12 protein-coding genes and 1 riboswitch are annotated in these 14398 nt (G+C 61.7%); of the genes, 5 read left to right on the top strand and 7 right to left on the bottom strand.

Going from position 1 to position 14398, the window contains the following annotated elements:
- Nucleotides 1-3 precede the first annotated feature (3 nt).
- Both cobW and C1J04_RS14745 read right to left on the bottom strand, forming a co-directional pair.
- A complete protein-coding gene (gene cobW / locus C1J04_RS14750) occupies nucleotides 4-1038 on the bottom strand; it encodes a cobalamin biosynthesis protein CobW (protein WP_009825395.1) in 1035 nt (344 codons plus the stop codon).
- A complete protein-coding gene (locus C1J04_RS14745) occupies nucleotides 1035-1415 on the bottom strand; it encodes a DUF1636 family protein (RefSeq protein ID WP_005850076.1) in 381 nt (126 codons plus the stop codon). The genes cobW and C1J04_RS14745 overlap by 4 nt, the downstream gene beginning before the upstream one ends.
- 94 nt (nucleotides 1416-1509) lie before the next feature.
- Nucleotides 1510-1727: riboswitch (cobalamin riboswitch) on the bottom strand.
- Between the two features lie 166 nt (nucleotides 1728-1893).
- Between C1J04_RS14745 and C1J04_RS14740 the strand changes: the two genes are divergently transcribed.
- Nucleotides 1894-3354, top strand: a complete 1461-nt coding sequence (locus C1J04_RS14740; RefSeq protein WP_009825394.1) for a cobyric acid synthase — start codon at nucleotides 1894-1896, stop codon at nucleotides 3352-3354.
- A gap of 95 nt (nucleotides 3355-3449) precedes the next feature.
- Nucleotides 3450-3995 (top strand): biotin transporter BioY, encoded by a 546-nt coding sequence (locus tag C1J04_RS14735; RefSeq protein ID WP_009825393.1) that lies wholly within the window; start codon nucleotides 3450-3452, stop codon nucleotides 3993-3995.
- A gap of 75 nt (nucleotides 3996-4070) precedes the next feature.
- Here C1J04_RS14735 and C1J04_RS14730 read toward each other — a convergent pair whose 3' ends face one another.
- The 5 genes from C1J04_RS14730 to C1J04_RS14710 all read right to left on the bottom strand — a co-directional run bounded on the left by C1J04_RS14730 (nucleotide 4071) and on the right by C1J04_RS14710 (nucleotide 11650).
- On the bottom strand, nucleotides 4071-5492 hold the full coding sequence (locus C1J04_RS14730) for a mannose-1-phosphate guanylyltransferase/mannose-6-phosphate isomerase (RefSeq protein ID WP_009825392.1): 1422 nt from the start codon (nucleotides 5490-5492) through the stop codon (nucleotides 4071-4073).
- 54 nt (nucleotides 5493-5546) lie between these two features.
- Entirely contained in the window at nucleotides 5547-6515 is a 969-nt protein-coding gene (gene fcl, locus C1J04_RS14725) for a GDP-L-fucose synthase (protein WP_009825391.1), read from the bottom strand.
- Nucleotides 6516-6519: 4 nt separating this feature from the next.
- Nucleotides 6520-7644 (bottom strand): GDP-mannose 4,6-dehydratase, encoded by a 1125-nt coding sequence (gene gmd / locus C1J04_RS14720; protein ID WP_009825390.1) that lies wholly within the window; start codon nucleotides 7642-7644, stop codon nucleotides 6520-6522.
- Between the two features lie 91 nt (nucleotides 7645-7735).
- The gene (locus C1J04_RS14715; protein ID WP_009825389.1) at nucleotides 7736-9220 is read right to left on the bottom strand and encodes a phosphomannomutase/phosphoglucomutase; all 1485 of its coding nucleotides are present in this window, start codon (nucleotides 9218-9220) and stop codon (nucleotides 7736-7738) included.
- Nucleotides 9221-9436: 216 nt separating this feature from the next.
- Nucleotides 9437-11650, bottom strand: a complete 2214-nt coding sequence (locus C1J04_RS14710; RefSeq protein ID WP_037953941.1) for an NADP-dependent isocitrate dehydrogenase — start codon at nucleotides 11648-11650, stop codon at nucleotides 9437-9439.
- A gap of 519 nt (nucleotides 11651-12169) precedes the next feature.
- Here C1J04_RS14710 and C1J04_RS14705 point away from each other — a divergent pair.
- From C1J04_RS14705 to C1J04_RS14695, 3 genes are read left to right on the top strand one after another with little or no spacing between them, the layout of a single operon-like run.
- The gene (locus C1J04_RS14705; RefSeq protein WP_009825387.1) at nucleotides 12170-12841 is read left to right on the top strand and encodes a TetR/AcrR family transcriptional regulator; all 672 of its coding nucleotides are present in this window, start codon (nucleotides 12170-12172) and stop codon (nucleotides 12839-12841) included.
- A 30-nt stretch (nucleotides 12842-12871) separates the two neighbouring features.
- Entirely contained in the window at nucleotides 12872-13450 is a 579-nt protein-coding gene (locus C1J04_RS14700; protein ID WP_009825386.1) for a histidine phosphatase family protein, read from the top strand.
- Nucleotides 13443-14390 (top strand): 3-hydroxyacyl-CoA dehydrogenase NAD-binding domain-containing protein, encoded by a 948-nt coding sequence (locus tag C1J04_RS14695; protein WP_254655122.1) that lies wholly within the window; start codon nucleotides 13443-13445, stop codon nucleotides 14388-14390. The genes C1J04_RS14700 and C1J04_RS14695 overlap by 8 nt, the downstream gene beginning before the upstream one ends.
- Nucleotides 14391-14398: the final 8 nt, after the last annotated feature.

Genomic DNA, 14398 nt, shown 5'->3' with positions numbered 1-14398 from the left:
GGCTTAGCCCTCCAGCACCGCGCGGATCGCGGCTTCGTTCACGTGATCATGTTCCGCGATCACAACCAGCTGGCTGCGGCGCGGCATGTCCCCCCAAGGGCGGTCGAACTGGCTGCGCACGCGCTCGCCCACGGCCTGCACAAGCAGACGCATCGGTTTGTCCTGAACGGCGATATAGCCTTTGACGCGCAGGATTTTCTGCTCGCGCGCCAAGCGCAACACGGCGGCCTCAAGCGTGGCGACATCGGCGACCTCGCCCATGTCGATCACCACGCTTTCAAAGTCGTCATGCTCGTGATCGTCATGCCCGTCGTGGTGGCTGGGGCGCGCGTCGATGTCATCTTCGGCGGCGGCTTCCAGACCCAGCACAACGCGGGGGTCGATCACGCCTTCGGTCATCGGAATGATCGGCAGCTTGCGCGGCGCATGCGCCTCGATCACCTTGCGCGCAGCCTCGACGCCGTCGGGGCCCGCCAGATCGGCCTTGGACAGCAGCACGATGTCGGCGCAGGCGATTTGGTCTTCAAACACCTCGGACAAAGGCGTTTCGTGGTCCAGACTGTCGTCGGCATCGCGCTGCGCGGCCACGGCCTCCAGATCGGGGGCGAACTGCCCGCTGACCACGGCTTCGGCATCGGCCAGGGTGATCACGCCGTCCACGGTGATGCGCGACCGGATCGCTGGCCAGTCAAACGCCTTGAGCAAGGGTTTCGGCAGCGCCAGCCCCGACGTCTCGATCAGGATGTGATCAGGCGTTTCAGGCAGGGCCATTAGCGCTTCGATGGTGGGGATAAAGTCATCGGCCACGGTGCAGCAGATACAGCCGTTCGCCAGCTCGACGATGTTCTCGGCGGGGCAATTGTCAATCGCGCAGGATTTCAGGATGTCGCCATCCACACCGGCGGTGCCGAATTCATTGACCAGCACGGCCAGACGCTTGGAGCCCGCGTTCTCCATCAGGTGACGGATAAAGGTGGTTTTGCCAGCGCCCAGAAAGCCGGTGATCACGGTAACGGGGATTTTGGTAAGGTTGGTCATTCGGTAGGCTCCTGTGGGGGAATGCGGGCGATGGATTGTTTGCGGAAGACCACGGGGCGTTCGCGCCAGGGCACCACGCCATCAGAGGTCTGGGCATAGGCAGAGACGCCCTTCACGATATCGGACAAATGCGCGTCAGTGTCGAGATCGCCATACACATAAGTCCAGCGCGACGGCCCACCCGACAGGACCATCGAACAGCCCCGCGAACAGGCCGACAGACATTCGGCTCCGCGCAGCTGCACACCGTCGGGCAGATGCCCCGACAGCGCGTCAAACAGCTGTTGCCCGGGGCGCGGCGCGTCCTCGGCGGTGATCTGACCTGCGCGACAGGTGGTGCAGATGGTGACGGTGACCGGTTGATCCGTGGTGGTCATATCTTGCCTCATACGTCGATGGGCCAAGGGGGATCGCCAGCAGCGAACGACATGCGAACAGCGTTCTAGGCCAGTCGCGAAACACCCCGTTCGCCCGTTACAAACTATGCTGGCAGGTCTCCCGGCTTGCGGATCTAAGGCAGCTTGCCTTGCGAACCTTCACCTTCCCAGCCTAGGGGCCAGTGGTTGAAAGCTCTCTCCGGTCACGGTCGCGGGGGCGGCTGCGCTTGGCGCTGACCCAAGGTTGGATCAATGCGTATCGCGTTCCCTCTTCGCCTGTCTGGGACAGGAACCAACATACGCCCTGCATTGGTCATTTGCCCGCCCCTGTCAAGCTGCGCCTGTCATAACGCAGGGGCCAAATCCGCTTTGCGCGGATTTTCCCGCGGGCGGCCAAAGCGCAGGGCTGCCCGCGGATGCTTGACGGGATCACCGCAGGCTGACACCAAGGGCTGCACAAAAAACACGAGGTCCCGCCATGCCCACCCGCGCCATCATGATCCAGGGCACCGGATCGAATGTGGGGAAATCGATGCTGGTGGCGGGCCTGTGCCGCGCGGCCACGCGTCGGGGGCTTTCCGTCGCGCCGTTCAAGCCGCAGAACATGTCGAACAACGCCGCCGTCACCGAGGACGGCGGAGAGATCGGCCGCGCCCAAGCTCTGCAAGCGATCGCCTGCGGGCGGCCCCTGTCGGTGCATATGAACCCCATCCTGCTGAAGCCCGAAACCGACAGCGGATCACAGGTGATCGTGCAGGGGCAGCGCCATAGCACCCTGCAAGCGCGTGACTTCAGCAAGGCCCGCGCAGGGCTGATGGCCCCCGTGCTTCAAAGCTTCGGAATCCTCGGGCAAAGCGCCGATCTGATCATCGTCGAAGGCGCCGGCAGCCCGGCAGAGGTGAACCTGCGCCAGAACGACCTTGCCAATATGGGCTTTGCCCGCGCCGCAGGTGTACCCGTTGTCTTGGCCGGAGACATCAACCGTGGCGGCGTCATCGCCCAGATCGTGGGCACCCAAGTGGTGATGGACCCAAAGGACGCGGCGATGATCACCGGTTTTCTGGTCAACAAGTTCCGCGGCGATGTCAGCCTTTTTGACGACGGCTACCGCGAGATTGAACGCCGCACCGGCTGGACGGGGTTCGGCACATTGCCTTGGTTTGCCAACGCACATCTGCTGCCCGCCGAAGACGCGGTGGACCTGTCGCGCGCGCCCTCCGACGGGGGGTTCCACATCGTCTGCCCCATGCTCTCGCGCATCTCGAACTTCGACGACCTCGACCCGCTGGCGGCGGAGGCTTCGGTGCGGCTGACCATGGTCCCCCCCGGCACGCCGCTGCCCGCCGACGCCGATCTGGTGATCCTGCCGGGCACGAAATCCACCCGCGGCGATCTGGCTTTCCTGCGCGCCCAAGGCTGGGACATCGACCTTTATGCTCATGTGCGGCGCGGCGGCGCGGTGCTGGGGATCTGCGGCGGCTACCAGATGCTGGGCCGGTTTATCGAGGATCCGCAGGGCTTCGAGGGGCCCGCGGGCCGCGAAGAGGGGCTGGGCCTGCTGGATGTCGAAACCCGCATGGCCCCGGACAAGACGCTGACCCGCGTCACTGCCGACCATGCCGCCACGGGCACCCAGATCGACGGCTATGAAATCCACATCGGGCAGACGGTGGGGGCCGATTGCGCCACGCCCTTTGCGCATATCAACGGCACCCCCGACGGGGCAGGGTCGCGCGATGGCAAGATCACCGGCACCTATCTGCACGGGCTCTTTACCAACGACAGTTTCCGCAGTGCCTGGTTGGCACAACTGGGGCTGGGGGCAGGGCCGACCTCCTACAGTCAGACCGTGGAAGACACGCTCGACGCGCTGGCCGACCATATGGAAACCCATCTGGACGTGTCCGCCCTGCTGGCCCGTGCCGCACCGGTTGCATAACGCCAGCGCTGACCTTTGGTCACGATCACGACGCTTGCTTAATTTTGTGATCGCGGGGATACATGCCGTCAAATTTACGCAAAGGACCCTTTGTTATGGAACGTAACCTGACCCTCGTTGCGCTGTTCGCTGCCCTGATTGCAGCACTTGCGTTGATCCCGAAATTCTCGCTTGGCTTTGGCGTACCAATCACGGCGCAAAGCTTGGGCATCATGCTTTGCGGGACCGTGCTGGGGGCCAAACGCGGCGCGCTGGCCGTGCTGCTCTTCTTGCTGCTGGTCGCTTTGGGGCTGCCGCTTCTGGCCGGTGGCAACGGTGGGCTGGGTGCCTTCATGCTGCCGTCCTCCGGCTTTTTGATCGGCTTCCCCGTGGCGGCCTTTGTCACCGGCCTGATCGTCGAAAAATGGTACGGGCCCTCGCTGACCATCGTTGCGGCGGTTGCCTCGGTCATCGGCGGGATCGTCGTGCTTTATATCTTCGGGATCATCGGCCTGTCGATCGCGCTGGATAAATCGCTGCTGGAATCCGCCGCGCTGGTGACCGTGTTCATCCCCGGTGACTTGATCAAAGCAGTGCTTGCAGGGTTTATCACCAGCGGTCTGGCCAAAGCGCGCCCCGCCAGCGTCCTGTCGCGCAGCTGATCCGACGCAAAGCCTGAAACAGCGAAAGCGCCCCTGAAGGGGGGCGCTTTTTTCGTTGCCAGGACAGACGAAGCCTTACCCCCGCGCATAGACATCCTCGTAGCGGATAATATCATCCTCGCCAAAATAGCTGCCGGTCTGCACCTCGATCAGCACCATGGGCAGTTTGCCGGGGTTCTCCATCCGGTGCACGGAGCCAAGCGGGATGTAGACCGACTGGTTCTCGCTGATCAGTTTCACGGTGTCGTCCACGGTCACTTTCGCGGTGCCTTCGACCACGATCCAATGTTCCGACCGGTGGTGATGGCTTTGTAGGCTCAGGGCTGCACCGGGGTTTACCACGATGCGTTTCACCTGAAACCGCCCGCCGATCACAAGGCTTTCATACCAGCCCCACGGGCGGTAATCGCGCGGCAGTTGGACCGCTTGACTGGCATCCCGCCTTTTGAGCGCCTCAACCGCTTCCTTCACCCGCTGCGCTTGCGATTTATCCGCCACCAGCACCGCATCGCCCATGGCGACGGCGATGATATTGTCCAAACCGATGCCGACCAGCTGCAATCCGTCGGTTTCGGACCGCAGCAGCGTGCCCGCACAATCAATCGCCGTGGCATTGTCAGAACAGACATTTCCCGCCGCGTCCGGCCCGCTTTCCAGCCAGACCGCATCCCAACCGCCCAAGTCGGACCATCCGGCGGCGAAAGGCATCACCGCGAGGTTATCCGCCTTCTCCATGATCGCATAATCGATAGAGATTTCATCGGCTTGCGCCCAAGCCTCGGGCGCGAGACGGGTCAGCCCCAGATCAGAGGTCGCCCCGTCAAGCGATGCGCGCACCGCGTGCAGCATCTCGGGCGCGTGGGTCTGATAGGCGTCAATAATCGTCTGCGCCGTGAACAGGAAGATCCCGGCATTCCACAGAAAATTCCCCGCCTGCAGCATCCCCTGCGCCTGTGCGCGATCCGGCTTTTCGACAAAGCGCGCAAGGGGTTGCGGGGTATTGGCGCGCGCGTCCGCGCCCTCGGCCAACTCAAGATAGCCATAGCCCGTTTCGGCCCGCGTAGGCGTGATGCCAAAGGTGACCAGATCACCGGCCTGCGCGCGCGGCACCGCGGCTTGCACGGTCTGGGCAAAAGCATCGCCGTCGGGAATCACATGGTCCGACGGCGCGACCAGCATCAGCGCTTGCGCGTCAGTGCGCGCAATATACAGCGCCGCGGCAAGGATCGCAGGGGCGGTATTGCGCCCCTCGGGTTCGATCAGGATCGCCTGCGCCGCCCGTTCCACCTGCGCCAGTTGTTCGGTCACGATGAACCGGAACGGGTCGCCAGTCACCACAATCGGGGGGGCGAATCCGGGGCCGGTCAGACGCTTGGCCGAAATCTGGAACAGGCTTTCATCCCCCATCAGCTTGGCAAACTGTTTGGGGTAGCATTTGCGCGACAGGGGCCAAAGGCGTGTGCCCGACCCGCCGCAAAGGAGAATAGCGTGCATCATGAGAGGCAGTTAATCTGAAAAATTCTAACGAGAGATTAATCAAATGCTTTAGATTTAGGTGCGCAGGTGATCCTGTCGCAAAAACCAATCATATGTCTCCCGAAGCCCGTCTTTCAGATCGATCCGCGCGCGCCAGCCCATATCCGCCAAACGCGAGACATCCATCAGCTTGCGCATCGTCCCGTCTGGCTTCGACGTATCGAACACCAGCCGCCCTTTGAACCCCGTCACCTCCGCCACCATCGGCGCCAGCGCCGCGATGCTGATGTCGCGGCCCGTGCCCACGTTGATATGGCTTTGCATCGGGTGCGTCTGCGCAGCGTAAACATCACGCGGCAGGTCGAGCACAAACAGCGACGCTTCCGCCATATCGTCCACATGCAGGAATTCCCGCATCGGTTTGCCGCTGCTCCAAATCACGACCTCCGCCGCCCCGTCGCGCGTGGCCTGGTGGAAACGACGGATCAGGGCGGGCAAAACATGGCTGTTCTGCGGATGAAAATTATCCCCCGGCCCATAGAGATTCGTTGGCATCACACTGCGATAATCCACGCCATATTGCCGGTTATAACTTTCGCAAAGTTTAATGCCGGCGATCTTGGCGATGGCGTAGGGCTCGTTCGTGGGCTCAAGCGGGCCGGTCAGCAGGGCATTTTCGGCCATCGGCTGCGCCGCGTCACGCGGATAGATGCAAGAGCTGCCCAGTTGTAGCAGCTGTTGAACCCCCGCCGCGAACGCCTGATGGATCACATTACATTCGATCATCAGGTTTTCGTAAATAAACTCAGCAGGATATGTGTTGTTCGCCATGATCCCGCCAACCTTGGCCGCGGCGAGGATAACCACATCCGGTGCCTCAGAACGCATAAAGTCGCGCACCGCTGCCTGATCGGTCAGGTCCAGTTCCGCACGGGTCCGCGTCACCAGTTCCAACGCCTCCCCAGCATCCTTGCGCGCCTGCAGCTGCCGCAAGATCGCCCCGCCGACCATGCCGCGATGCCCTGCGATATAGAATTTCCGCATGGGCCTACCCGTTCTCGAGCGGGATCGGCAGATCCAACCCGTGCTCTTTCAACAACGCATGCCGCCGCGCGACCTGCAGGTCATTCGCCACCATCTCTGCACACATCTCTTGCGCGGTGATTTGCGGTTCCCACCCGAGTTTCTTCTTCGCCTTGGCGGGCGACCCCAGCAGCGTCTCCACCTCGGCGGGGCGGAAATACTGCGGATCAATGCGCATCACCACATCGCCGGGGCTGACCGCGGGGGCATCCTCCCCAATGACGCTATCGACAACAGCATATTCATCCACGCCCGCCCCTTCAAACCGCAGGGTGATCCCCAGCTCTGCCGCCGACCACGTGATGAACTGGCGCACGGAATACTGCACGCCGGTGGCGATCACGAAATCCTCTGCCACGTCCTGCTGCAGCATCATCCACTGCATGCGCACGTAATCCTTGGCGTGCCCCCAATCGCGCAGCGCGTCGATATTGCCCATATAAAGACACCCCTCCAACCCCTGCGCGATATTGGCCAAGCCGCGCGTGATCTTGCGCGTGACAAAGGTTTCGCCACGGCGGGCGCTCTCATGGTTAAAAAGGATGCCGTTGCAGGCATAGATTCCATAGGCCTCGCGATAATTAACCGTGATCCAATAGGCGTACATCTTGGCAACCGCATAGGGGCTGCGCGGGTGAAAGGGTGTTTCCTCCGTCTGTGGTGTCTCTTGCACCAAGCCATACAGCTCAGAAGTTGATGCTTGGTAAAAGCGGGTCTTTTTTTCGAACCCCAGAAACCGGATCGCCTCTAGCAACCGCAGGGCCCCGTTGGCGTTCGCCTCTGTCGTATATTCGGGCGTCTCGAAACTGACCGCGACATGGCTTTGCGCGCCAAGGTTATAGACCTCGTCCGGCTGCACCTCGCGCATGATCCGTGTCAGGTTCGAACTGTCGGTAAGATCGCCATAATGCAGGATCAGATCGGGGTCATCCTCGTGAGGGTCTTGATAAATATGATCAATCCGCTGCGTATTAAGAGATGACGACCGCCGCTTGATCCCGTGCACCTCGTATCCTTTGTCCAGCAACAACTCCGCCAGATAGGACCCGTCTTGACCGGTGATACCGGTGATCAGCGCGCGTTTTACCATCAGGGCCCCTAAACGAAAAATGTGCCTGCCCGAGGGGGCAGACACATCAACATTTACTCAACTTAGAGGATTCTGGCGAGTCTTGATGCAATCAGAAGGTTTGGTCGTAGTCGCCAACCTCCGGCTCTGTCCGGATCACCGCGTCCAGATCGGCAAAGATCGCGCGCAATTCTTCCTCGGATTCAGAGCTTTCGCAGACCACCACAAGGTTCGGCGTGTTCGAAGAGGCGCGCACCAGCCCCCAGCTGCCGTTGTCCAGGATCACCCGCGCGCCATTCACGGCCACGACCTCTTTCACGGGGCGGCCGCCCAACTCGGTCACGTCTTTCAACTTGGCGACGATCCGGTCGAGGATATCGTATTTGTCCTCGTCCGACGCATAGGGCGACATGGTGGGGGTGGAATATGTGTGGGGCAGGGCGCGGCGCAGGTCCGACATCTTCATGTCGGGATTGCGGTCCATCAGTTTGCAGACCTCGACCGCGACGCGCATGCCGCAGTCATAGCCACGCCCGATGGGTTCAGCCAGGAAGTAGTGGCCCGATTTCTCGAACCCCGCCAGCGCGCCCAACTGTTTGACCCGCCGTTTCATGTGGCTGTGGCCGGTTTTCCAATAGTCCGCCGTAACCCCATTGGCCTGCAAAACAGGGTCAGAGGCATAAAGCCCGGTCGATTTCACATCAGCGACAAAGGTGCTGTTGGGGTAAATCGCGGACAGATCGCGCGCCATGATGACGCCCATCTTGTCGGCGAAAATCTCTTCGCCCTCGTCATCCACCACGCCGCAGCGGTCGCCGTCGCCGTCAAACCCAAGCGCGAAATCCGCGCCCGAGGCTTTCACGCTGTCGGACATATCATGCAGCATTTCCATCGCTTCGGGGTTCGGGTTGTAATGCGGGAACGTGTAATCCAGCGTGTTATGGCTATCGACCACCTCGACCCCCAGACGGCGGAACAGTTCGGGTGCAAAGGCGGCGGCGGTGCCGTTCCCCGTGGCGCAGACGACCTTGAGCTTGCGAGTCATTTTGAAGTCACCCACCAGATCATCCAGATAGGCTTCGCGCACGCCATCGACAAATTCATACTTGCCGCCTTCGCGCTGTTCGCCACGCCCTTCCAGAACGATATCGCGCAGTTCGGCCATCTCGTCGGGGCCGTGGGTCAGCGGGCGTTCAAAGCCCATCTTCACGCCGGTCCAGCCATTGGGGTTGTGCGAGGCGGTGACCATCGCCACCGCGGGCGCATCCAGATGGAACTGCGCGAAATAGGCCATGGGCGACAGGCAGGGGCCGATATCCTTGACGTGAATACCCGCCTGCATCAGGCCCAAAATCAGCGCATTTTTAATCGATAGGGAATAGTCGCGGTAATCATTGCCCACAGCGATAACGGGCTCGATCCCGCGCTGTTGCATCTGCGTGCCCAGACCAAGGCCAAGCGCGGTGATCCCCGGCAGGTTGATCGCTTCGGGGTACTGCCAGCGCGCGTCATATTCGCGAAAACCGGTGGGGGCGATCATGGGGTCGCGCAGAAATTCCCATGTGTTCGGCGTGACTTTGGGCAACGGCTTGGTCATGAAATATCCTGATCTATCAGCGTTAAAATACTGCCCTCTTCGATAGAAGGAATGCGTGCAGGGATCAACTGACAGCAAGGGCGCGGGACGGTTTGTTGCCGACGGGGCGGCAAGCTGCCGGTCAAACAACCGGCAGTGCCTGCGAATGGTTCCCGAAGAAAACGCCCCGCCCTTTTGCAAAAGGACGGGGCGGATAGGTCGCGATGCTGTGGTGCCTTAGCCGATGATGGCGTTCAACGTGGCCGAGGGGCGCATCACCGCTTCGGTCTTGGCGGGGTCCGAATGGAAGTACCCGCCCAGATCGACAGGCTTGCCCTGAACCTCTGCCAGCTCGGCCATGATCTTGTCCTCATTCGCCGCCAGTTTTTCGGCGATGGGGGCAAAATGTTCGGCCAATGCGGCGTCGTCGCTCTGGCTGGCCAGCGCCTGTGCCCAGTAAAGGGCAAAGTAATAGTGGCTGGCGCGGTTGTCCGGCTCGCCCACTTTGCGCGATGGCGATTTGTTGTTGTCCAGGATGCCTTGGGTCGCGGCATCTACGGCTTTGCCCAGGACGGCGGCCTTGGCATTGTCCTTCTGGTCCGCGAGGAACTTGAGGCTTTCTCCAAGCGCACAGAACTCGCCCAGGCTGTCCCACCGCAGGTGATTTTCTTCAACCAGCTGCTGCACGTGCTTGGGGGCAGACCCGCCCGCGCCGGTTTCAAACAGGCCACCGCCCTGCATCAGCTTGACGATCGACAGCATCTTGGCCGAGGTGCCCAGTTCCAGAATGGGGAACAGGTCGGTCAGATAGTCGCGCAGCACGTTGCCGGTGATCGCGATCGAATTCTCGCCCTTGCGGATTGTCTCAAGCGTCTGGCGCGTGGCCTTGGCGGGGGACATGATCTGGAACTTGTCGGCCACGCCCTTGGCTTCAAGGATCGGCTTCACATAGGCGATCAGCTCTGCGTCATGGGCGCGGTTCTCGTCCAGCCAGAAGATCGCCTCGCAGCCTTCGGCTTTCTGACGGTCGATGGCCAGCTGCACCCAATCCTCGATCGGGGCCTTGCGGGCCGAGGCCGCGCGCCAGATGTCGTTTGCCTCGACGCTGTGCTCGGAAATCACGTCGCCATTGGCGGCGATCATTTTCACGGTGCCATCCGCGGGGATCTCGAAGGTGGTGGGGTGCGATCCGTATTCCTCGGCCTTCTGCGCCATCAAACCGATGTTCTGCACTGTGCCCGAGGTCGTCGGGTCCAGCGCGCCGGTTTCCTTGAAGTAATTAATGCTTTCTTCATAGACAGGGGCATATGAGTTGTCGGGGATCACGCAGTTGGTGTCGTGTTCCTTGTTGTCGGGGCCCCAGCCCTTGCCGCCAGCGCGGATCAGCGCGGGCATGGACGCGTCGATGATCACGTCGGATGGCACGTGCAGGTTGGTGATCCCTTTGTCCGAATTCACCATATACATCGGTGGGCGTGCCGCCATCGCGTCTTTGACGGCTTGGGTGATCTCGGCGTTGTCCTTGATCCGCTCCATCATGTCGCCGATGCCTGCGTTCGGGTTCACACCCGCCGCCTTCAGCTCGTCACCGTATGTGTCGAAGACGGGCTTCAGATATTCCCGCACCGCGTGGCCAAAGATGATCGGGTCCGACACTTTCATCATCGTCGCTTTCATGTGCAACGAGAACAGCGTGCCGTCTTTCTTGGTCTCTTCGATCTGCTCGGCCAGGAATGTGTCCAGCGCCTTGGCAGACATGAAGGTCGTGTCGACGACAGTGCCCGCGGGGAAAGAAACGCCATCCTTCAACACGGTCTCGGTCCCGTCGGCGGCAACATGCACGATCTTGGCCGCACCGGCCTGCGCCTCGGTCAGTGTCAGGGATTTCTCGTTCGAGAAGAAATCACCGCCCGACATCGACGATACTTTGGTTTTGCTGTCCTTGGACCATGTGCCCATCGAATGGGGGTTCGCCATCGCGTATTTCTTGACCGCATTGGCCGCGCGACGGTCAGAGTTGCCTTCGCGCAGAACGGGGTTCACCGCAGAGCCCTTGATCGCGTCATAGGCCGCGCGGGCTTTCTTTTCCGCGTCGGTGCTTGGCGCTTCGGGATAGTCGGGCAGCGCATAGCCCTGACCCTGCAATTCCTTGATCGCGGCCACCAGCTGCGGCACCGAGGCAGAGATGTTCGGCAGCTTGATCACATTGGCGTCGGGCGTTTTCACCAGATCGCCCAGGATCGCCAGATCGTCGGACTGTTTTTGCGCCTCGGTCAGCGCGTCGGGGAAGGCCGCCAGAATACGCCCCGACAAAGAGATATCACGGGTGCCCACAGAAACCCCTGCCGCATCGGCAAAGCTGCGGATGATCGGCAGCAGCGAATAGCTTGCCAGTTCGGGGGCCTCATCGACCTGCGTGTAAATGATGTCGGGTGTCTGTGTCTCAGCCATGGTATCCAGCCTTTCCTGAAGTTTGGTATGCGATAGTACACTTAGTTTGAAATATCCACCTCCCCCGCGTCGCGAAGGCCGCGAAACTGCGACCAGCGGCGGCGAAACGCGCAGGGCGATGCCCAAGCCACCACATAGCGCCCCCCGCAGCATTGCAAAACGAATCACTCACCTCTCCTTGGGCCAAGCGGGGTTGATGCCGTTGACGCTCACACACGCGGTAAGTGCGGGCAATAAACCCATACCGTGTCACGCTGCCCATTTGTTCAACCATCAGGGGGGTGTGCCCTCTGGTAACAGGTGATTCGGTGCAATTCTTGGTCGCAAACCAAAGCCGATGTCGCTAAGCGCACCCAAATCCCGAGGCAACGAACTGGTTTACTTTGATTTTTGATAAAGTTTGCGAAAAATGCTGAAGCGCCGCAATAATAACAGTCGCGGGGCATGTGTGACCACTGCCGGACCGCGCAACGCGCAGGTCATGCACCATAATGGCCTGATCAGAGGGACCGGGGTGTCATGACGGACCGCAAGGAAGACGGCACAAGCAAGGATGGTCGCGTTGCACGCGGCGAGATCACCCGCGAACGCGTGCTCGACGCGGCAGAGCGTTGCTTCGCCGAGCTTGGCTTTGATGCGGTCAGCATCCGCCGGATCGCGCGCGAAGCCGAAGTCACGCTGGGTGTGGTCGGCTTTCACGGGGGTACAAAGCAAGAGCTTTTCGTGACCGTGCTGAAACGGCGGGTCGAAACGCTCAACGCCATGCGCATGGCACGGCTTGATGCGCTGAAATCGACAGAGCGGCTCACGCTGGAGACGCTGATCGACGCCTATGTCACCCCGTACCTCGAAATCGCCTCGCGCGGGGATCCGCAATGGCGGGCCTATGCGCAGCTGGTGGCGCGGATCATGTCTGACGAACGTTATTACCGCGAGGCAGGGCCGCTTTATGATCGCGTCGCCTCTATCTACCTTGACGAAATGGAGCGTCTGCGTCCTGATGCCGACCGTGAACAGCTTGCCGCGGTGCTGTCGCTGACCGTGTCCTCGATGGTGTCTATCGTCGCAAGCGGCATCCGCATTGCGGGCCTGTCGCAAAGTGATCGGCGCGAAAGCCCTATGGTGTATCGCCCGCTCTTGCTTGATTTTTGTGTGGGTGGCGTTCTGCGCGCGCTTGAGCCAAAGTGCTAGGCAACTCAACGCGATAAAAGGCCCCACGTCATGAAATCCTATCCCAAAGTCTGGTTCCTGCGGCACGGTGAAACCGAATGGAACGCAGAAGGGAGGGTGCAGGGCCAGACCGAATCCGTGCTCTCCGAACGGGGCAGGGTCCATGCGCAGCAGCAGGCCGAGCTGATGGCCCCGATCCTTGCGCATAACCCGCCCTGCATCGTGTCGCCGCTCAAACGCACGCGCCAGACCGCGGATATCGCCCTTGGCGGGCGGGACTACCAGACCGACGACCGCCTGAAAGAGATTTTCGCCGGCGATTGGGAAGGCCACCTGCGCGCCGATATCTTCAAGAACCTGCCCGCAGGCATCACGGCGCAAAGCCCCCACATGGAATTCTATTGCGCCGCTCCCGGTGGCGAAGGCTTTGACGTGTTTCAGGCGCGGGTGAATGCCTTTGTCGACACGCTGACCGAACCCACCGTCGTGGTCGCTCACGGGCTCAGCGGCCAGCTTTTGCGCGGTGCGCTCTGCGGGTTGAACCGCGCCGAGCTGGGCCAGTTGTCAAACCGGCAGGGCTGCGTCTATGTGCTTGAAAACGGGCAGGAAACGGTGCTGTCGGTTGACTGACACGACCTCGATGATGCCCCCCTGCACCGTGGCCGTCATCGGCTGCGGCTTGATCGGCGCAAGCTGGGCCGCGCTGTTCCAGCACGCAGGCCACACCGTCCGCGCGTGGGACCCTGACACAGGTGCCCGCGACGGTTTCGCCGCCCGCGTGGCGGGGCCCTTGGCGCAACTGCAGGAAATCTCGGCGGGGGCGGCCCCCCAAGGCGCGCTTTCAACCCACGAGAGTTTGCAAGACGCCCTACAAGACGTGGTGCTGATCCAGGAAAACGCGCCCGAGAACGTGCCGCTGAAACACCAGCTTTACGCGCAGATCGAAAGCATCGTCGCGCCGGATGTGATCATCGCCTCCAGCACCTCGGCGCACCCGTGGTCGGATCTTGTGCCGGGGATGCAGCACCCCGACCGGCTGATCACCGCACATCCCTTCAATCCGCCCCATCTGGTGCCGCTGGTCGAAGTCTACGGCCCTGACACGAACGTGCTCGACTGGGCCGAAGGGTTCTACCGCAGCCTCGGCTCTGTGCCCGTGCGGCTGAAAAAAGATGCGGTGGGGCATATCGCCAACCGGCTGTCCTCGGCGCTCTGGCGCGAGGCGGTGCATATCGTCGCCGAGGGCATCGCCGATGTCGACGCGGTGGATCAGGCGCTGGTCAACGGCCCGGGGCTGCGCTGGTCGGTGCTGGGGGCGCATATGGCCTATCACCTTGGCGGGGGCGCCGGAGGCATGGCGGGCTATCTGGCGCATCTCGGGCCAAGCCAGCAGAAACGTTGGGATAATCTCGGCGCGCCAAGGCTCGACGCCGATACCTGCGCGCGTCTGGTCGACGGGGTAAACATTGAGACCGCAGGCCGCAGCATCGCCCAGCTAGAGGCCGAACGCGATGCCGCCCTGATCGAACTTGCACAGATGCGCAAACGGCTGGCGGATCGGAAAGCTTGAGGCCACGC

The organism is Sulfitobacter sp. SK025, from assembly GCF_003352105.1.
In the GTDB taxonomy this organism is placed as follows: Bacteria; Pseudomonadota; Alphaproteobacteria; order Rhodobacterales; family Rhodobacteraceae; genus Sulfitobacter; species Sulfitobacter pontiacus.
The sequence above is the reverse complement of the archived record's forward strand: the minus strand, read 5'-3'. Positions and strand labels throughout refer to the sequence as shown.